18 protein-coding genes are annotated in these 17,456 nt (G+C 65.7%); 12 read left to right on the forward strand and 6 right to left on the reverse strand.

The features are described from left to right. Window positions 1–132: 132 nt before the first annotated feature. Window positions 133–579 (reverse strand): D-aminoacyl-tRNA deacylase, encoded by a 447-nt coding sequence (gene dtd / locus ACTIGJ_RS17800; protein WP_439641670.1) that lies wholly within the window; start codon window positions 577–579, stop codon window positions 133–135. A gap of 49 nt (window positions 580–628) precedes the next feature. Here dtd and ACTIGJ_RS17805 point away from each other — a divergent pair, with 49 nt between their 5' ends. From ACTIGJ_RS17805 to mutM, 6 genes are all read left to right on the forward strand, one after another. After that, window positions 629–1,507, forward strand: a complete 879-nt coding sequence (locus tag ACTIGJ_RS17805) for a lysophospholipid acyltransferase family protein (protein ID WP_439641671.1) — start codon at window positions 629–631, stop codon at window positions 1,505–1,507. 104 nt (window positions 1,508–1,611) lie between these two features. Beyond that, window positions 1,612–2,577 carry an ABC transporter ATP-binding protein gene (locus tag ACTIGJ_RS17810; RefSeq protein ID WP_439641672.1) on the forward strand — a complete coding sequence of 322 codons (966 nt, stop codon included), beginning with the start codon at window positions 1,612–1,614 and terminating at the stop codon, window positions 2,575–2,577. Further along, window positions 2,577–3,320: an ABC transporter permease subunit gene (locus ACTIGJ_RS17815; RefSeq protein ID WP_439641673.1), complete on the forward strand. Its 744-nt coding sequence runs from the start codon at window positions 2,577–2,579 to the stop codon at window positions 3,318–3,320. The genes ACTIGJ_RS17810 and ACTIGJ_RS17815 overlap by 1 nt, the downstream gene beginning before the upstream one ends. 18 nt (window positions 3,321–3,338) lie before the next feature. Next, window positions 3,339–4,712: a GldG family protein gene (locus ACTIGJ_RS17820; RefSeq protein ID WP_439641674.1), complete on the forward strand. Its 1,374-nt coding sequence runs from the start codon at window positions 3,339–3,341 to the stop codon at window positions 4,710–4,712. A gap of 9 nt (window positions 4,713–4,721) precedes the next feature. Continuing rightward, window positions 4,722–5,648: a DUF4340 domain-containing protein gene (locus ACTIGJ_RS17825; protein ID WP_439641675.1), complete on the forward strand. Its 927-nt coding sequence runs from the start codon at window positions 4,722–4,724 to the stop codon at window positions 5,646–5,648. Window positions 5,649–5,696: 48 nt separating this feature from the next. Next, window positions 5,697–6,515 carry a bifunctional DNA-formamidopyrimidine glycosylase/DNA-(apurinic or apyrimidinic site) lyase gene (gene mutM / locus ACTIGJ_RS17830; protein ID WP_439641676.1) on the forward strand — a complete coding sequence of 273 codons (819 nt, stop codon included), beginning with the start codon at window positions 5,697–5,699 and terminating at the stop codon, window positions 6,513–6,515. A 58-nt stretch (window positions 6,516–6,573) separates the two neighbouring features. Here the strand turns inward: mutM and ACTIGJ_RS17835 are convergent, their stop codons facing one another. After that, window positions 6,574–7,809 carry a polysaccharide lyase family 7 protein gene (locus ACTIGJ_RS17835; RefSeq protein WP_439641677.1) on the reverse strand — a complete coding sequence of 412 codons (1,236 nt, stop codon included), beginning with the start codon at window positions 7,807–7,809 and terminating at the stop codon, window positions 6,574–6,576. 802 nt (window positions 7,810–8,611) lie between these two features. On the opposite strand from ACTIGJ_RS17835, the gene ACTIGJ_RS17840 reads away from it, so the two are divergent. The 3 genes from ACTIGJ_RS17840 to mnmG all read left to right on the forward strand — a co-directional run bounded on the left by ACTIGJ_RS17840 (window position 8,612) and on the right by mnmG (window position 12,289). Then, a complete protein-coding gene (locus ACTIGJ_RS17840; protein ID WP_439641718.1) occupies window positions 8,612–9,958 on the forward strand; it encodes an NADH:flavin oxidoreductase/NADH oxidase family protein in 1,347 nt (448 codons plus the stop codon). Between the two features lie 22 nt (window positions 9,959–9,980). Further along, window positions 9,981–10,304, forward strand: coding sequence for an Mpo1-like protein (locus tag ACTIGJ_RS17845; RefSeq protein WP_439641678.1), 324 nt, complete (start codon window positions 9,981–9,983; stop codon window positions 10,302–10,304). A 68-nt stretch (window positions 10,305–10,372) separates the two neighbouring features. After that, window positions 10,373–12,289, forward strand: coding sequence for a tRNA uridine-5-carboxymethylaminomethyl(34) synthesis enzyme MnmG (mnmG, locus tag ACTIGJ_RS17850; protein WP_439641679.1), 1,917 nt, complete (start codon window positions 10,373–10,375; stop codon window positions 12,287–12,289). On the opposite strand, the gene ACTIGJ_RS17855 is transcribed toward mnmG, so the two are convergent. The 3 genes from ACTIGJ_RS17855 to ACTIGJ_RS17865 all read right to left on the reverse strand — a co-directional run bounded on the left by ACTIGJ_RS17855 (window position 12,273) and on the right by ACTIGJ_RS17865 (window position 14,440). After that, window positions 12,273–12,638, reverse strand: coding sequence for a CBS domain-containing protein (locus ACTIGJ_RS17855; protein ID WP_439641680.1), 366 nt, complete (start codon window positions 12,636–12,638; stop codon window positions 12,273–12,275). The two genes, mnmG and ACTIGJ_RS17855, sit on opposite strands and share 17 nt — an antisense overlap. A gap of 110 nt (window positions 12,639–12,748) precedes the next feature. Continuing rightward, the gene (locus tag ACTIGJ_RS17860; protein WP_439641681.1) at window positions 12,749–13,531 is read right to left on the reverse strand and encodes a M48 family metallopeptidase; all 783 of its coding nucleotides are present in this window, start codon (window positions 13,529–13,531) and stop codon (window positions 12,749–12,751) included. A 111-nt stretch (window positions 13,532–13,642) separates the two neighbouring features. Next, window positions 13,643–14,440, reverse strand: coding sequence for a ParB/RepB/Spo0J family partition protein (locus ACTIGJ_RS17865; protein ID WP_439641682.1), 798 nt, complete (start codon window positions 14,438–14,440; stop codon window positions 13,643–13,645). A 171-nt stretch (window positions 14,441–14,611) separates the two neighbouring features. Between ACTIGJ_RS17865 and folE the strand changes: the two genes are divergently transcribed. Further along, complete coding sequence (gene folE, locus ACTIGJ_RS17870; protein ID WP_439641683.1) at window positions 14,612–15,154, forward strand: GTP cyclohydrolase I FolE; 543 nt, start codon at window positions 14,612–14,614, stop codon at window positions 15,152–15,154. Between the two features lie 115 nt (window positions 15,155–15,269). After that, a complete protein-coding gene (locus ACTIGJ_RS17875; RefSeq protein ID WP_439641684.1) occupies window positions 15,270–16,256 on the forward strand; it encodes an acyl-ACP desaturase in 987 nt (328 codons plus the stop codon). Between the two features lie 29 nt (window positions 16,257–16,285). Here ACTIGJ_RS17875 and ACTIGJ_RS17880 read toward each other — a convergent pair whose 3' ends face one another. After that, a complete protein-coding gene (locus tag ACTIGJ_RS17880) occupies window positions 16,286–16,564 on the reverse strand; it encodes an acylphosphatase (protein ID WP_439641685.1) in 279 nt (92 codons plus the stop codon). A 42-nt stretch (window positions 16,565–16,606) separates the two neighbouring features. On the opposite strand from ACTIGJ_RS17880, the gene ACTIGJ_RS17885 reads away from it, so the two are divergent. Further along, window positions 16,607–17,308, forward strand: a complete 702-nt coding sequence (locus tag ACTIGJ_RS17885) for a hypothetical protein (protein ID WP_439641686.1) — start codon at window positions 16,607–16,609, stop codon at window positions 17,306–17,308. Window positions 17,309–17,456: the final 148 nt, after the last annotated feature.

Genomic DNA, 17,456 nt, shown 5'->3' on the forward strand with positions numbered 1-17,456 from the left:
CAAGACCATGCGAGAGTAGGACACTGCCAGGCTCCAAATGAAGAACCCCGGATCGGTAACACGATCCGGGGTTTTTTATTTGCCCCGCACTTCGCTTCAAACATCAGCAAAACACATCGATCAACTCAATACTTAGCTTTCAAGCCAGAACGTCACAGGTCCTTCGTTTACCAGACTCACCGACATATTCGATCCAAATACCCCTCCCCGTGTTCCTTTCCATTGCAAACAGGCTTCGGCAAGCAAGGATTCGAAATGATGGCGAGCTTCTTCGGGAGGGGCCGCAGCTGCAAAACTGGCGCGCGTTCCCTGACGTGTGTCGGCAGCAAGTGTAAATTGTGGAACGAGCAAAAGCCCACCGCTGCCTTCCCCCATATCGCGAAGGCTGGTATTCATGCGGCCGGTTGCATCTTCAAAGACGCGATAGTTGAGCAAGCGCTCCAGCAACCGCTTTCGTTTGATGGCGTCGTCGCCGCGTTGAATGCCGACCAGCACCAGCAATCCGACGCCAATCTGTGCAGCGCAGACGCCCCCAACATCGACGCGTGCTTCCTTTACACGCTGCAGTAAGCCGATCATCGTTGTCTGAGTTCCGTCGTCATCCCAATCAGGCCGTCATAATCCCACGATGACGACACTCCCAAACATCTTCATCCGCATGATCGGCTGCCTGCCGTTGGCGATGATTCGAATGTTGGGATCGCTTCTCGGGTTTGTGCTGGCGAAGCTTCCTACACGTCTCAAGCAGACGACCGAGCTTCATCTGGCGCGCTGCTTGCCAGAAATGTCCGCCGAGGATCGCGCGCAGATTGCGAAGGACAGTCTCGTTGCCAGTGCGCATGCGATCGTCGAAGCGCCCGCCATCTGGTTTGGGCCGATTGCTCGCCGTCGGCGGTGGATAGCCGCCAGCGCTGACCAGCTGAACACCATCCGCCAGGCCCAGGCAGCCGGAAAAGGCGTGATTCTCTTGACGCCGCATCAGGGCGCATGGGAGCTCGCCAGCTTCTACTGCGCGCAAGTCGCTCCGTTGACCGTGCTCTACAAACCGCAGAAAGGTCTGGCAGATCGGCTGATCCTTGAGGGGCGTGCCCGCGGCGCACCCATCACGCCGGTGCCGACCACGAGCCGAGGCGTGAAGGCCCTGCTGTCCGCATTGAAGGGCGGAGAGATGGTCGGCATCCTGCCCGATCATGACCCGCCGGAAGCAACCGGAACGGTCTTCGCGCCCCTTTTCGGCATTCCAGCCAACACGATGGATCTGGTCACCAAGCTTGCGGCCCGCACCGGCGCGCCGGTGCTGTATGTAGTGGCCGAACGCTTACCGTGGACTCGGGGTTATCGGTTTCATGTTCTCAAGGCACCACCGACCATCGCTGACCCGGTCCAAGGGCCAACGGCGCTGAATGCCGGCATCGAACGCTGTGTCCGAATGCTGCCGGGTCAGTACTGGTGGAGCTACCGCCGATTCCGGCGCCGTCCGTCTGGCACACCAGCCTTCTACAATTGAGACGGCTACACGGCAATCACGGGACCGAAGCAACCCGACAGCACGTGTCTCCCTTGCCGCAAAAAATTGCAGACCGCTTCGAACGGCATGACCGATACCCGTAAATGACCGACCCCGCCGTCCTTCTCGAAGCCCAAGGATTGAGTCTGCAGTACGGCGCGCGCCATGCCGTTCACGACGTGAACCTGCAGCTTCGACAGGGCGAGGTCCTCGGCTTGCTAGGCCCGAACGGTGCGGGGAAATCGACGACGCTGAAGATGTTCGCTGGCCTGCTCGCGCCGACAACGGGCTCCGTCACGATCCGCGGCGTCGGCCGTGCCGACGCGCCGACGACGGCCAAACGGCACCTGGGCTACCTGCCCGAGCTGCCGCCGATCTATCCGGAACTGACCATCGTCGAGTACCTGCGTTTCTGCGCGCAGTTGCACGGCATCCCGGGTGCTCACCGCAAACAGGCGATCGACGATGCGATGACGGCTTGCGAGCTCCACGATTGCGCGAGGCGACTGATCGGCAACCTGTCCAAGGGTTTCCAGCAGCGCTGCGGCATCGCCCAGGCCATCATTCACAGGCCCGCCGTCGTGATCCTCGACGAGCCCACCGTCGGCCTCGATCCGATTCAGATCATGGCGATCCGCAAGCTGATCCGAAACCTCGCCAGCCAGCACAGCGTGATCCTGTCGAGTCACATCCTTCCGGAAATCCAGGCGGTCTGTGATCGCGTGGTGATCATGCACCGGGGGCGCATCGTTCACCGCGAACATCTCGACAGCGCGTCGCGCCCCGCCTTCGCCACCCTTCGCGTCGGATTCACCGGTCACGCCCCACCCGAAAAACTCGCCGTCATCGATGGCGTATCCGAAGTCGACGTCCTCGGCACGCACCAGTTCCGCCTTCACGTCGCTGCGGGTCAGGACCCGCGCCCCGCCGTCGTGCGGGCCGCCGTGCTCGGTGGTTGGGGACTGATCGAACTGCATGCCGAGCGGCGCACGCTCGAGGACACTTTCGTGGCATTGACCGCCGGCGACAGCATCGCCCCGTCGACATCTGCCGAGAGCACCCGAACCTGATGTCCGTGACCCTCGCCATCGCCCGTAACGAAACGCGCCGCATCTTCGCAACGCCGCTGGCCTGGTCGGTGCTGGCGATCGTCCAGGCCATTCTCGGCGTCGTGTTCCTGCTGCTGCTGCTGGAATACGCCCAGTCTCCTGACCGACAGGAGCACTACACCGGGCTTGCCGACTACATCGGCAACGGACTTTACGGTTTCGCCACCTTGCTGCTGCTGATGGTGATGCCGCTGCTCACCATGCGGGTATTCGCCGAAGAACGTCGGTCCGGCAGCCTGAGCCTGTTGCTGGCATCGCCAGCGTCGCTGGTCGACATCGTGCTCGGCAAGTTTCTGGGCCTTGCCTCGTTCGTGCTGGTTACGGTGGCGCTGATTGCCGCGATGCCGTTGATGCTGCTGGTCGGCAGCGATCTCGATCTCGGTCGGATCGCGGCCGGGTTGCTGGGTCTCCTGCTGCTGACCCTGGCCTTCGCCGCTGCCGGCCTGTTCGTCTCGACGCTGACCCGCGAACCTGTCCTCGCCGCAGTCGGCAGCTTCGGCCTGCTGCTCGGTTTCTGGCTGATGCAGGTGCTGGGCGCCCGGCCTGGCATCACGGGTGACGTTCTGGGCTATCTGGCGCTGACCAGTCATTTCGAGAACCTGCGGCGCGGCATTTTCAGTTCGGCCGATGTCATCTACTACCTGCTGTTCACCACGTTGTTCCTGTGGCTGGCCGTGCTGCGGCTCGACAGCGAGCGCGGCTGAACCCGGATGGCCGAACCGATGCCCAAGCCCGCTACCCGCCGTCGCCTGCAGCGCGCGATCAACGGCGTGCTGATCGTGGCCGTCGTGCTGATGGCGGCGCGCGTCTCCACCCTGCACAAGCGCGATTTCGACTGGACCGCCGGCAACCGCAACACCCTCAGCGCCGGCAGCCAGCAGCAATTGGCGCAGATGCCGGACGAGATCCGTTTTCTGGTGTTCGACTATCCGGGTGCCGAGACGCGCCCGGAGATCGAAGCCTTCGTCGCCCGCTATCAACGCGTGAAGGCGGGCGTCCGCCTCGAATTCGTCGATCCGGGGAGCGATCCGGTCCGCACCCGCCACTACAACGTGCAGCGTCCCGGCGAAGTGGTGCTCGAATACCAGGGCCGCCACGAATCGATTGCCCAGATGTCCGAGCCGGTGATCAGTGCCGCGCTGCAGCGGCTCGCCGACGCCGAGCAGCGCTACGTGCTGTTTCTCCAGGGCCATGGCGAGCGCAGCCTCGACGTGCTGATCGAGGAAACCCAGTACGACCTGTCCCGGCTTCGGGAAGCACTGACCGACAAAGGCCTGAAGGTGCTGCCACTGAATCTCGTGGCCAGCCAGAAGATTCCGGACAATGCCTCGGCGCTGGTGATCGCGACGCCGACGCAGACGTTGCTCGATGCCGAGATCGTCCGCATACGTGAATACCTGGAAGCCGGTGGAAACCTGCTGTGGCTGGCCGATCCGGACCACCCGCCCGGCCTCGAGGAGATTGCCCGCCTGCTGGGCGTGCAGTGGCTTGACGGCACGGTGATCCTGCCCGACTACGCCAAGCTCGGCGCCGGTAGTCCGGTTGAATTCTTCGCAACCCATTACCCGCCGAATCCCGTTGTCCCGAGCTTCCGGAGCATCACGTCGTATCCGCTGGCGCGGGCCCTGCGCCCCGATCCGGCGATCCCGGCGGCTGGCTGGACCTATACGCCGATCGTTGAAACCGACGACAACGCCTGGCTGGAGACTGGCCGGCTCGACGGCACCGTCCGCTTCGACCCCGACGCCGGCGATCTGCCGGGCCCGCTGACCATCGGCCTCGCGATGACCCGCGAGCTGCCAGCCAGCGCAGGGCAGCCGAAGCGAGTGCAGCGCGTGGCGCTGTTCGGTGATGGCGATTTCCTGTCCGATCTGATGCTGTCGCGCTACGGCAACCGCCCGTTCGCCACCACGCTGATCCAGTGGCTGTCGTCCCGGGACGCACAGATCGACATCGAGATTCCCAGGGCGCCCGACGTGACACTGAACCTGCCACCGTGGGCGCTGTGGCTGTACGGCGCGGGTTTCACGGCCGGGCTTCCGTTGCTGCTGTTCGGCATCGGGCTCGGCCGCTGGCTGATCCGCCGCCGTCGCTGAGGCCTGGCCATGAGACTGTCGACACTGAATCTGGTGCTGCTGCTGATCGCCGCCGGCCTGTTCGGCTGGCTGGCGATGGACGAGCACGCCGAGCAGCTCAGCATCGCCAAGGCCATCGAACGCCAGCCGCCGCTGACGACGCTTGATCCGAATGCCATCCACCGCATTCGTCTGCATCACCCGGACGGCGCCGACATCGTGCTGGAGAAAGCCGCGAGTGGCTGGCAGATGAAGGCGCCGGTGGCGCTGGCTGCGGACCTGCTGCCGATTGCCGACCTGCTGGCGCTTGCCACCCGCGAAACTCGCGGCAGTCTCGATCCCGCCGCCATCAAGCGCGCCGAACTCGGCCTCGACCCGCCGCTGGCCACGATCCAGTTCGACGACACCGTGATCGCCATCGGCGCGACCGAGCCGCTGAAGCACAGCCGCTATGTCGAGCGCATCGGCGCCTCCGGTGCGGCCCGCATCCAGCTGGTTGACGACTTTCCCGCAGAGCCTTTCGATGACGATTTCACCGATCTGGTCAACAAGGCCCTGCTGCCGTTCGACGCCGTCATCACCCGACTGGCGCTGCCCGGGCTGATCGTGTCGCGCGACCTGGCGGCCGCGGATGCGTGGACGGCGATTCCCGCCTCGTCTACAGACCGTCAGGCGGAGCTGCAACAGCGAGTCCGCGCCTGGCATGAGGTCCGCGCGGTCGCGACCCTGCCGCCGATGATCGACACGGCTGCCGCCGGCGACGTGGCGGCCGACATCACGGTAACCCTTGGCCAGGGCGAGCGGCTGGCTTTCCGGATTGTCGACAAGGCCGGCGCCCGTTTCCTGCAGCGGCTCGATGTGCCGATCAGCTATCAGCTGTCACCCTCCGACGCCGACCGGCTGCTGACGTGGCCGGCGGCGTCGGCCGCGCGCGCTCCCGCCGGTGCTGCGCGATGATGCGCAGGCGAGCCGCCGCGGCACCGCCGCATCGACAGGCCACCCGCAATGCCTGAACTGCCGGAAGTCGAAACCGTCCGCCGCGGTGTCGAGCCGCACGTGCTCGGCCGGCGCATCACCGAGGTGACCGTTCGTGACGCCCGCTTGCGCTGGCCGGTGCCGGCCGACTTCGCCGATTTCGCGCGCGGCCAGACCATAGAAGCGGTGCATCGTCGCGGCAAGTACCTGATCTTCAGTCTGGCCGGCGGTGACCGGCTGATCGTTCATCTCGGCATGACCGGCCGGGTGCTGGTGCTGGATGCCGGGCATCCGGTGATCAAGCACGATCACGTTGACCTGCTGCTCGATGACGGCCGCCTGCTGCGTTATCACGACCCCCGCCGCTTCGGGGCCGTGCTGCCCTGGCCCCGCCACGAACCCGGTCACCTGCTGATCGATGCGCTGGGGCCGGAGCCGCTGTCGGACGCGTTCAGCGGCGCCTATCTGTACGCCCGCTCACGCGGCAAGAAGGTCGCGGTCAAGAACTTTGTGATGGACGGCCAGGTGGTGGTCGGCGCGGGCAACATCTACGCCGCTGAATCGCTGTTCCGGGCCGGTATCCGCCCGACGCGCGCGGCTGGCCGGGTCAGCCGGGACGAATACGCGCGACTGGCCGACGCCATCCGCGCCGTGCTGAACGAAGCGATCACCCAGGGCGGCACGACCTTGCGCGATTTCGCCGGCGCCGATGGCGCATCGGGCTACTTCCAGCAGGACCTTTACGTCTACGGCCGCGAGGGCCAGCCATGCCGCATCTGCGGCGGCACGATCAAGGGCCTGCGTCTCGGCAATCGGGCCAGTTGCTGGTGTCCGGGCTGCCAGCGATGAAGCATCAAGGCCCGCCTGCGGGGGCCGCGCATCGCGGAACCCGCAGGCAAGCGCGCACTTACTGGTGCGTGACCTCGATGCTCGAATACGCCACTTCGCCGTAGCCGCGCGCAGTCTGGTCGTTGTTGCCGAGGTAGCTCCCGGCCTTGAAGAAGAACTCGGCGCCTTTCCAGGCCTTGTTCAGGTTCTGGGTGTCGAGCACTTTGCCGTTGATCAACGTCGTGACGATGCCGTTGACCATCCGGATTTCGTAGTTGAACTTGTCGCCAAGGTGCATCGGTACCCGCACCGGCGAATTGACTGACGAGCCCGATGCCGGCTTGGTGTTGTAGTTGGAGAGGATTTCGGTCGAGCCGTTCGACAAGCGCTGGAAGAAAAGCTTGATCGGTGGCGCGTTGTCGACGCTGTGTATCTGTGCGAAGACGATGAAGGTCTTGGTGCTGGACTTGATGGGCGTCGGGATGGCGGTGATGGCCACCGTGCCCGTCTGGATATGGGTCCCGCTCAGGCCCCAGTTACCCCGACTTTTCCCGAGATTCTTCTGCTCGCGCATCTCCGTTCGTGGTGTCGAAGCCGTTTTCGTGATCCCGTTGCCGTTGACCGGCGTCCAGAACACGGTCTCGTTACCGGTCGCGTTGTAACCCGAACGCGTCAGCTGGCCGGGCGCCGGCTGGTACCAGTACTTCGATGAATAGTTGTCGAGATCGGCCGCCTCGATTTCATCGGCACCCGGCTTGCCGTCCTCATCCACGGGAAGCGTCAGCTTGCCGTACTGCGACCAGCGGATGCCCGGAGCTTCCACTGTCGCGCCCGGCTGCGACGGCGTGACCGGATCCGGCGATGGGGCGGGTACCACCTCGGGTTCGGGCGTTTCGGGGGTCGGCTCCTCCGGCGGCGCCACGACGGCGGTGTCCGCGCGCGTGATGACCCGGAACACTCGGTTCGGCTGCCCTTCGATGCTCAGCGTCTGGGCGACGTCGGTGTCATACGCGTTGGCAGCAGTGAGCTGCAGCGTGACCTTGTCGCCATTGGCGATGGTGCCCGGTGCCGAGGTGAAGGCCCCGTTGTTGATCCGGTAGCTGCCGACATCAACGGAAATCCTCGACGGGATCACGCGACCCGGCCCCGTCCCGGCAGCAGCGGCTCGTGTGCCGCTGGTCTGCAGGCTGCCGGGATCGACGCCGGAAATGCACTGGATATCGGAACTGCTGCAGTTTGGTGTGGCTGCTTCCGCAGCGCCAAAAACGAAGAGCGCGGCGATAGTCGCGAAATGAATCGCTTTGAAACCCAACATGTTGTTCCCCGGAGGACAGCTTTGGAATAAACCCCGTAACCCTTGCTCAGCCGTGCAACTCACCCGTGCGGCAAGGGTTTTCTCCCGCGTGTCTCGGCCTTCTTTTGTACCGATGACCGCGTTTGCCCTGTAAATCTCAAGCCCTACAACCTTTTAGGCGTCACTTTTCATGTAGCACCGGTCGCGACGATATACGAAAGCGGCCAGAAGTAAAAACAAACCACTTGATAGAGAATCAGCCCTCGGAAACTCCGAAAACTTGGTCTTGTCGGTTTTCGACATAGCAGCGTGTCAAAAATGCCTCAAATTCAACAGCAGCTTTTATCTACTTTTCCGCGACAGTCAGTTAGCGACTACGCAAAAAACGTACCTGACAAGTGATTTTTTTTACCACACCGGCGATCGAGCCGTTTGACGCGCGGCTCAGGTCGTTCACAAGAAATTGATCTTTAAGATATATCCGCCGCGTTGCGACGGCGTGAAAGCAGCGGCAGAACAAGCGAAATCTGTCGTTTGCCACGATTCCGCAGGCCGTCGGGCGGCCTCGGCGGCGCTGAAATCGGCCTGCGGCACGCCGCGCGCTGCCCGATTCCAGGATGATCGCGATTCTCAGGATTGGGGACCGACAGCAGCTGCGCCCCATTTCGGTTCGCCGGGTCGATGCCGCTGACGAACGTTGGCCGTGGCGTCAGCGCGATGCTCCCGTCTAGTCTCACGGCCGCCGATGCGCTTCGTACCGGCCCAGAAATTTCGAACGACCGCTCACCCGCGTTGAATCGCCAGGAGATTGACCGTGCAGCAGATGCCGCAACTTTCCGATGCTCTCGTCCTTCCCTGCGGCGCGGTGCTGCCGAATCGGCTCTGCAAGAGCGCGATGACCGAAGGTGTGGCGGACGAGCATCTGCGGCCGACCTCGCGCCACGAGGTGCTGTACCGGCAGTGGTCGGAAGGCGGCTGCGGCCTGCTGATCACCGGCAACGTGCAGATCGACCGCCGGGTGCTCGAACGCCCGGGCAATGTCGCCATCGACCCGGCACCGACCGATGCCGAGATGATGCGGCGGCTCAAGGCCTGGGCGAAGGCCGGCACGGTCGGCGGCAATCACCTGTGGATGCAGATCAGCCACGCCGGCCGGCAGTCGCCGATGTACGTGACGATGGAGCCGCTGGCGCCGAGTGCCGTGCAGCTCAAGCTGCTCGCCAACTACGCGAAGCCGCGGGCGCTCAGAGAGGACGAGATCCTCGACTTCATCCAGCGCTACGCCCGCGTCGCCGCCACCGCCCGCGAGGCCGGCTTCACCGGCGTGCAGATCCATGGCGCCCACGGCTATCTGCTGTCGTCATTCCTGTCCGGTGTCACCAACCTGCGCACCGATGCCTGGGGCGGCAGCCTGCAGAATCGCGCGCGGATGCTGCTGGAAACGATCAAGGCGACACGAAAGGCGGTCGGGCCCGACTTCCCGATCTCGGTGAAGCTGAACTCGGCCGATTTCCAGAAAGGTGGCTTCACCAACGAGGAATGCCTGCAGGTCGTCGAATGGCTGAACGAGGCCGGCATCGATTTGCTCGAGGTCTCCGGCGGCAGCTACGAGCAGCCACGCCTGCTCGGCTACGAGGGCAAGGCCAAGGATGTCGCCGGCTATCGCGGCCCGGATCAGGCCGAACCGCAGAAGCAGCTGGAAAGCACCCGGAAGCGCGAGGCCTACTTCCTCGAATACGCGACCGCGATCCGCCGGGTCGCGAAGATGCCGATGCTGGTCACCGGGGGGTTTCGCACCCGCGAGGGCATGGACGAAGCGCTTAGAAGCGGCGACTGCGATGTCGTCGGCCTTGGCCGGCCGCTGTGCGGCGAAACCGATCTGGCCAAGCGTCTGCTCGATGGCGCGATCCGCGAACTGCCGCGCTACGAGAAGAACATGCAGCTCGGCCCGGGCATCTTCGCGCCGACCACCAAGGTGCACCTGTTCCGCCTGATCAACGTCTTCGGCCAGCAGGGCTGGTATTACCTGCAGCTGCTGCGGCTGGCCGATGGCCTGAAGCCGAACTTCAAGCTTGGCGTGTTCGGGGCCTTCGTCGGCTATCTGACCGACGAGTACAAGAAGGCCTGGCGCATGCACCGCGCCCGGCGCGCCGCCGCGAAAGCGGCCTGAGCCGTTCAAGGAGCGCAATGGGATGAACAAGGTCGATATCGGTGCGCCGCCCACGGCGAGCTTTCGCGAGTTCTATCCGTACTACCTCGGCGAGCACGCCAACCGGACCTGTCGGCGCCTGCATTTCGTCGGCACCAGCCTGGTGATCCTGACCGCGATCTACGCGCTGGTCACCGGCCGCTATGCGGCGCTCTGGTTCATGCCGCTGTTCGGCTACGGCTTCGCCTGGGTCGCGCATTTCTTCATCGAGAAGAATCGCCCGGCGACCTTCAAGGCGCCGTTCTACAGCCTGGCCGGCGACTTCGTGATGTTCAGGGACATGCTGACCGGCCGCATCCCGTTCTGAGCCGGCGCGAGCGCGGGGCGTAGAATTCGCCCCGCGCGAGGGGCGCAGTTCGTCGAGTGGTCGCCGTCATGTCCCAGAATCAGTTTGATGTCATCGTCATCGGCGGCGGTCATGCCGGTACCGAAGCCGCGCTGGCGTCGGCCCGCAGCGGTGCCCGCACCTTGCTGGTCAGCCAGAACATCGAGACGCTCGGCGCGATGTCCTGCAACCCGGCAATCGGCGGCATCGGCAAGGGCCATCTGGTGCGCGAGATCGATGCGCTCGGCGGCGCGATGGCACGGGCTGCCGATCGCGCCGGCATCCAGTTCCGCATTCTCAATGCCTCGAAGGGCCCGGCCGTGCGTGCCACCCGCGCCCAAGCCGATCGCATGCTGTACCGCGCTGCGGTCCGCACGCTGCTGGAAAACCAGCAGAACCTGAAACTGTTCCAGCAGGAAGTCGATGACCTGATCCTCGAAGGCAGCGCCGTGCGTGGCGTGGTCACGCGCGCCGGTCTGCGTTTCACCGCACGCGCCGTGGTGCTGACTGCCGGCACCTTCCTGGCTGGCAAGATCCACGTCGGCCTTGCCCATCATCAGGGCGGCCGCGCCGGCGATGCCCCGAGCAATGCGCTGGCGGCGCGGCTGCGCGAACTGCCGCTGCGGGTCGGACGGCTGAAGACCGGCACACCGCCGCGCATCGATGGCCGCACGATCGACTACGCAGGACTCACCGAGCAGCCGGGCGACACGCCGACACCGGTGTTCTCGTTCCTCGGCACGGTCGAAGAACACCCGCCGCAGGTGTCGTGCTGGATCACGCACACCAACGAGCGCACCCACGAGATCATCCGCAGCGGCTTCGATCGCAGCCCGATGTTCACCGGCGTCATCGAAGGCACCGGCCCGCGCTATTGCCCGAGCGTCGAGGACAAGGTCAACCGCTTCGCCGCCAAGACCTCGCACCAGGTGTTCATCGAACCGGAAGGCCTGAACACCCACGAGATCTACCCGAACGGCATTTCCACCTCGCTGCCCTATGACATCCAGGAAGCGCTGGTGCATTCGATCAAGGGTTTCGAGCGTGCCCACATCACGCGCCCCGGCTACGCGATCGAATACGACTACTTCGATCCGCGCGACCTGCAGTCGAGCCTGGAGACCAAGGTCATCGACGGCCTGTTCTTCGCCGGCCAGATCAACGGCACGACGGGCTACGAGGAAGCCGCCGCCCAAGGCCTGCTGGCCGGCCTCAACGCCGCCCGCAAGGCGCGTGACGAAGCACCGTGGTGCCCGGCCCGACACGAGGCCTACATCGGCGTGCTGGTCGATGACCTGATCACCCGCGGCACGGCCGAGCCCTACCGCATGTTCACCTCGCGGGCCGAGCATCGCCTGCTGCTTCGGGAAGACAACGCCGACCTGCGGCTGACACCGGTCGGCCGCGCGATGAACCTGGTCGACGATCAGCGCTGGCAGGCGTTCCAGAAGAAGCGCGACGCCATCGACGGCGAAAGCGCGCGATTGTCGGCCACCTGGCTGAAGCCTGCGCAGCTGGCGGCACGCGAGATGGTCGAGGTGTTCGGTCCGGCGCCGACCGACAACGGCGCGTCGGCGCTCGAACTGCTGCGCCGCCCGGAAGGCAGCGTCGCCGCGCTGAAGCGGCTCGGGCTGATGGACGCCGGACTCGACGACGCGGTGGCCGAGCAGGTGGAGATCCGCGTCAAGTACGCCGGCTATATCGAACGTCAGCAGGTGGAGATCGAGCGCGCGGCGCGCTACGAAGATGCACCGGTGCCGGTCGATCTCGATTACGCGGCCGTGCTCGGGCTGTCGAACGAAGTGCGCCAGAAGCTGGCCGCCCACCGCCCGCAGACCGTCGCCCAAGCCGGTCGCATTTCCGGCGTCACGCCAGCGGCGGTGTCCCTGCTGCTGGTGCACCTGAAGCGCCAGGGGCTGCTGCGCCGGAGCGCTGCAGCCGGAGCGGGGTTCAGCACATCTGGCTGATCGCGCGCAGTACGTCGGAACGCGAGATCTGGCCGACCAGCTGGCCGTTCTCGATCACCGGATAACGCCGGAACGGCGCGGTGGTGAACATCGTCGCCAGCTGCGTGAGGTTGGTGTCGGGGTCGACGGTCTTCGGCTTTTCGCTCATGTACTGCGCGACCGGGCCAGCGATGCAACTGTCCTGGGCGGCGGTCAGCGCTACTTCCAGACAATCACGCTGCGACAGGATGCCAACCAGGTTGCCCTTGGCATCGACCACCGGCGCGCCGGAAATGCCCTTCTCGACCAGCGTGTGCACGGCGTGCATCACTTCCATGTCCGGATGGAAGGTGACGAGCTTGGTCGTCATGTAATCGCGGACCTTGACGGAATCCAGTGTTGCCATTCTTGTGTTCTCCCCCTCGCCTGAACCGACAGTAGCGCGCAGGGAAAGCGGAAACAACCGCAGCAGCAACGACCCTACAGGGCGCCGTCGAACAGGCCGGCCGGCGGCGGTTCGGCGCCGGCTTTCGGCAGCACCGCGTGCAGTGCCGCGCCGTGCTCGCGGAGCCAGCCGCGCCAGTGCGCGTGATCAGCCATCTGTCTTTCGACCAGCCGCCAGAAGCGCGGCGAGTGATCCAGGTGCCGGCGGTGGCACAGCTCGTGAACCACCACGTAGCGCAGCGCCTCAGGCGGGGCCATCACCAGCCGCCAGTTGAGACTGATCAGACCGTCCGGCGTGCAACTGCCCCACAGCGATTTCTGATCGGCGATGCGCGGGCCCTGGTAGCTGACGCCGAGCCGCACGCTTTCGACATCCAGCAGCAGCTTGGCGTCATGGCGCGCCAGCTTGGCGATGCCGGAGCGCAGCGTGCTGGCCAGCAGTTCGGGGCGTGCCAGGTCCTGTGTCGTGCAGTACAGCTGGAGTTCGTCGCCGACGCGCAGCGTCGGTCGCGCGATCCGGGCCAGCACCATGCGAAGCTGCAGCTCGCGGCCACGCAGCGGGATGGTGTCGCTGCCATCCCAGCGGAGCGGCCGCCGAGCCGGCACCTTCGCTGCGCGCGATTTCAGCTCCACCAGCTTCTGCCGGATCCAGTCCTCGCGGCTTTTCAGGAACGCGTGCGCGGTGGCGCGCGGCACCCGCTTCGGGATCACCAGCAGCACGTTGCCGTCCGGGCGCACTTCGATGCGGATATTGCTGGCCCGCACGCTGATCCGCTCGGTCAGCTGCAGCGGCGCAAAGGGCCCGAGCAGGTCAGCCATGGAAGTGTCGGATCGCGGTCATGTCGGCAGGTACGGGCGTGCGGCCGGATTGTATGCGCCGCAGTCTGCGCCGCGCTCGCCGCCGCTGGGCCGGCCTGGCGGGCAGACGGATCAGCTTTCGCGATAGCCGATGCGCGCCAGCAGGCCGTCGAGCTCGTCGAGATCGTGGAACTTCACGCGCAGTTCGCCGGCACCGCCGCTGCCGGGCTTGAACACGGTCGGATAGCCGAGGTGGTCGGACAGCCGGCCGGCCAGCTTCTGCCAGTCGTCCGGCTTGGCTGGCGCCGCAGCCAGATGGCCATTGCCGGCCAGCCGTCGTTCGAGCGCCCGCACGCTGAGCCGCTCGCGCACGCAGACATCGGCCCAGCGCAGCTGCTGGCTGACCGCCAGACCGGCCAGCACCTTGGCGTGCCCGAGGCTGATCGCGCCGTCGTCCAGCAGCGTCTGCACCTGCGGGCACAGCGCCAGCAGGCGCAGGAAGTTGGTCACGTAGGCGCGCGACTTGCCGATCCGCAGGCCGATCGCTTCATGGGTCAGTGCATGGGCGTCGCCAAGCTTGCGCAGGCCCTCGGCGGTCTCGATCGGTGACAGCGACTCGCGCTGCAGGTTCTCGATCAGCCCCAGCACGCGGGCTTCGGCCTCGTCGAGATCGTCGCGGATCAGCGCCGGCACCTCGTGCAGCCCGGCCAGCTGCGCGGCGCGCCAGCGGCGTTCGCCCGCCAGCAGCTCGTACTCGCGGCGCGGGCCGCTGCCGATCGAACGCAGCACCAGCGGCTGGATGATGCCGCTCTCGCGGATCGACTCCGACAGCTCGCGCAGCGCATCGGCGGCAAAGCGCCGCCGCGCCTGGGTCGAGCCAGGGCGGATCAGGTCGAGTGGAATCTGTCGGACGGTGTCGCCGGAAGCCATGCGCCGTGGGGGCTTGAGGGCTGTGGGATAATCCCGATATTGAACCACCAAAGCGCGACGGCCATCCCGGCCACAACGCGCACCGCTGCACCGGACCCGGCCTTTCGAGACGCATGCCCCGCGCGCGCCGAGCCCGTTCCACAGTTCCTTTCAAAACGAGAAATCGCAACCGTGGAACAGCATTTCAAGGCCATCATCGAAGCCATCGGCGAAGACCCGAACCGCGAAGGCTTGCTGCGCACCCCGCACCGCGCCGCCAAGGCGTTCGACTTCCTGACCCAGGGCTATCGGCAGGATCTCGCCGAACTGGTCAACGACGCCGTCTTCACCACTACCAACAACGAGATGGTCATCGTCCGCGACATCGAGCTGTATTCGATGTGCGAACACCATCTGCTGCCGTTTCTCGGCCGCGCCCACGTCGCCTACCTGCCGAATGGCAAGGTGATCGGGCTTTCGAAGATCCCTCGGATCGTCGACATGTTTGCCCGCCGCCTGCAGATCCAGGAAAAGCTGACCCAGCAGATCGGCAACTGCGTGCAGGAAGTGACCGACGCCAAGGGCGTCGCGGTTGTCGTCGAGGCGAAACATCTGTGCGCGATGATGCGCGGCGTCGAAAAGCAGAACTCGTCGATGACCACGTCGATGATGCTCGGCCGCTTCCGGGACGATCCGCGCACCCGCCAGGAATTCCTGACCCTGATCCGGGGTTGAGCGCGACGGCCGGATCGCGTTGATCCGGCTTTTCGCTTCGTTCGTATAATCGGGCGAAGTTCCACCCGTTGCGGTGCCGCAGGCGCCGCGACCCGCCTCACTGGAGTCCGTCATCATGGGCAGCGCAGCGCCTCGTCACACCTTCGGCACGCCGGACCAGATCGCCGTCATGGTCGATCTGCAGGGATTCGTCCGCCAGCAGACCGAAGATCACCTCGCGCGCCGCAAGCTGTGGTTTCCGAACGAACTGCTGTCGGCCGACGCGCATGACCTGGAAGCTTCGGAGGCCGATCTCGCCCAGGTGCGCGAAGCGGCCCGTGGCCTGCCGGACACCATCCGCGTGGCGCTGGCGCTGAACCTGCTGACCGAGGAAGGGCTGCCGCATTTCCACCGTCTGATCGCCACCCACCTCGGCAACGAATCGCCGTGGAGCACCTGGAACAATCTGTGGACGGCCGAGGAAGACCGCCACGGCTGCGCGATGCGCGACTACGTCCGTGACGCCCGCATCTTCAACATGGGCGCGCTGGAAAAGATGCAGTACCACTACATCGAGGCCGGCTTCAATCCGGACTGGCAGCAGGACCCGTACCGCCTGCTGGCCTACACCTCGCTGCAGGAGAAGGCGACCCAGGTCGCGCACGCCAACACCGGCCGCATCTGCGCGAAGTACGAGCCGCGCATCCAGCGCATCCTCGCCCACGTCGCCGGCGATGAATCGCGCCATTACGCGTTCTATCGCGCCTGCTTCGGCGGCATCCTCGCCCGCGATCCCGACAACGCGCTGTACTCGCTGCTCAAGGTGATGCCGGCGCTGGCCATGCCCGGCCACAACATGCCGGGCTACGACCACATGTCGGACGTCGTGCGCCGTGCCGAGATCTACGGCCCACGCAACTACCAGGCGATCGTCGAGGAACTGCTGGCGCACTGGGAGATCGGCACGCTGACCGGCCTGACCGCAGCCGGCCGCGAATGCCAGGACAAGCTGATGAAGATCCCGGCCCGCCTTGCCCGCATGGCGGACTATCTCGACGGCAAGGCCGTCGGTACCCGCGACTTCAGCTTCGACTTCATCTACGGCCGCACGATCACCATCTGATCGTGCCCAGTGCCCGGCGCTGCCGCTGATCAGCGCCGGACAATGAAGCCGCCGGCGTCCACCGGCACGTCGACCGCCTGCCATTCCAGCGTCTCGACCTTGGCTCCGGGCGGGCCGCGCCGCAGCCAGTCACGCAGGTTCACGACGGCGGCATGGCTCGGCCCGGCCACCAGCCCTTCCACCGAACCGTCGGTGCAGTTGCGCACCCAGCCCGACAGGCCCAGCGCCTGCGCCTTGCGTCGGGTGGCGACCCGGAAGCCGACGCCCTGGACGCGGCCGGTCACGACGAAGCGGTAAGATTCCTGCATGTCGACATGTCGCTTCAGCAAGCCCTTGAGAGAGCACGGTTCGTGGCACCTGCCATCATAAATCGCCTGCGCGACCGCTTGCGCCGCACGCTTGGCCAGCGTCTCGACACCCTCGCCGGCCGGGCGCTGGATCTGGCCGGCCAGGACTCATTTTCGCTGAGCGCCGAACTGCCTGGCCTCACGGCCGATGCGCCGCTGCTGAAACTGAAGCTGGAAATGCTCAGCGAAGAGCTGGGCGAAGGCGGACGCTTCCGCCTGCGCGCCCACGTGCAGGCCAATCTGGCGACGGCGCTGACGCCGCTGCCGGCACCGCGCAAGGCGCAGGACGCCATCAGCGGACCGGACACCCTTGCCCAGCCGGCTGCCAGCGTCGGCCGCCTGCTGCGGCTGGGGCTGAAGATGCCGGCGATCCGCCGTGCCGCGACGCCGTTCATCCGCCACGACATCAACACCTGGATCGACATCCGGGCCTCGACCGCCGACCTGGTCGACGGCGCCCGCGCGTTGCTGCCGGAAAGCGCCCAGCTTCAGGCGCTGGGCATCGACACCACGATGCCGGCCGAAGGCCCGATGGCGCAGACCTGGGCGGGCGCTACCGGCGGCGCGACGCCGGGGTTTGCCCAGGTGTCGCTGATCCAGGTCGACAAGCGTCATCTGCCGAAAGCGATGAGCGCCTTGCTGGGCGGTCAGCCGTTCCAGTTCGTGGCTGCGGTGGTCAACGTGGCTGAAGAAAAGACACGCTGATTGCGGTCATCACCGCTGGCCGGCCAGCACGCGCAGCCCACTCAAGCGACCAACAAAAAAGCGGAGATCTTGCGATCTCCGCTTCAAACCCTCCCCCCAAAAATCGTCCGGACCGTGGCGGTTGCCGGAAAACCCGAACCGCGCACCG

Source organism: Nevskia sp. (assembly GCF_051860985.1).
GTDB lineage: Bacteria > Pseudomonadota > Gammaproteobacteria > Nevskiales > Nevskiaceae > Nevskia.

What these genes read in the sequence shown, in the direction of transcription:
- dtd (WP_439641670.1), bottom strand. Translation starts at nt 579, where the DNA reads ATGATCGGCTTACTGCAGCGTGTAAAGGAAGCACGCGTCGATGTTGGG.
- ACTIGJ_RS17805 (WP_439641671.1), top strand. Translation starts at nt 629, where the DNA reads ATGACGACACTCCCAAACATCTTCATCCGCATGATCGGCTGCCTGCCG.
- ACTIGJ_RS17810 (WP_439641672.1), top strand. Translation starts at nt 1,612, where the DNA reads ATGACCGACCCCGCCGTCCTTCTCGAAGCCCAAGGATTGAGTCTGCAG.
- ACTIGJ_RS17815 (WP_439641673.1), top strand. Translation starts at nt 2,577, where the DNA reads ATGTCCGTGACCCTCGCCATCGCCCGTAACGAAACGCGCCGCATCTTC.
- ACTIGJ_RS17820 (WP_439641674.1), top strand. Translation starts at nt 3,339, where the DNA reads ATGCCCAAGCCCGCTACCCGCCGTCGCCTGCAGCGCGCGATCAACGGC.
- ACTIGJ_RS17825 (WP_439641675.1), top strand. Translation starts at nt 4,722, where the DNA reads ATGAGACTGTCGACACTGAATCTGGTGCTGCTGCTGATCGCCGCCGGC.
- mutM (WP_439641676.1), top strand. Translation starts at nt 5,697, where the DNA reads ATGCCTGAACTGCCGGAAGTCGAAACCGTCCGCCGCGGTGTCGAGCCG.
- ACTIGJ_RS17835 (WP_439641677.1), bottom strand. Translation starts at nt 7,809, where the DNA reads ATGTTGGGTTTCAAAGCGATTCATTTCGCGACTATCGCCGCGCTCTTC.
- ACTIGJ_RS17840 (WP_439641718.1), top strand. Translation starts at nt 8,612, where the DNA reads ATGCCGCAACTTTCCGATGCTCTCGTCCTTCCCTGCGGCGCGGTGCTG.
- ACTIGJ_RS17845 (WP_439641678.1), top strand. Translation starts at nt 9,981, where the DNA reads ATGAACAAGGTCGATATCGGTGCGCCGCCCACGGCGAGCTTTCGCGAG.
- mnmG (WP_439641679.1), top strand. Translation starts at nt 10,373, where the DNA reads ATGTCCCAGAATCAGTTTGATGTCATCGTCATCGGCGGCGGTCATGCC.
- ACTIGJ_RS17855 (WP_439641680.1), bottom strand. Translation starts at nt 12,638, where the DNA reads ATGACGACCAAGCTCGTCACCTTCCATCCGGACATGGAAGTGATGCAC.
- ACTIGJ_RS17860 (WP_439641681.1), bottom strand. Translation starts at nt 13,531, where the DNA reads ATGGCTGACCTGCTCGGGCCCTTTGCGCCGCTGCAGCTGACCGAGCGG.
- ACTIGJ_RS17865 (WP_439641682.1), bottom strand. Translation starts at nt 14,440, where the DNA reads ATGGCTTCCGGCGACACCGTCCGACAGATTCCACTCGACCTGATCCGC.
- ACTIGJ_RS17875 (WP_439641684.1), top strand. Translation starts at nt 15,270, where the DNA reads ATGGGCAGCGCAGCGCCTCGTCACACCTTCGGCACGCCGGACCAGATC.
- ACTIGJ_RS17880 (WP_439641685.1), bottom strand. Translation starts at nt 16,564, where the DNA reads ATGCAGGAATCTTACCGCTTCGTCGTGACCGGCCGCGTCCAGGGCGTC.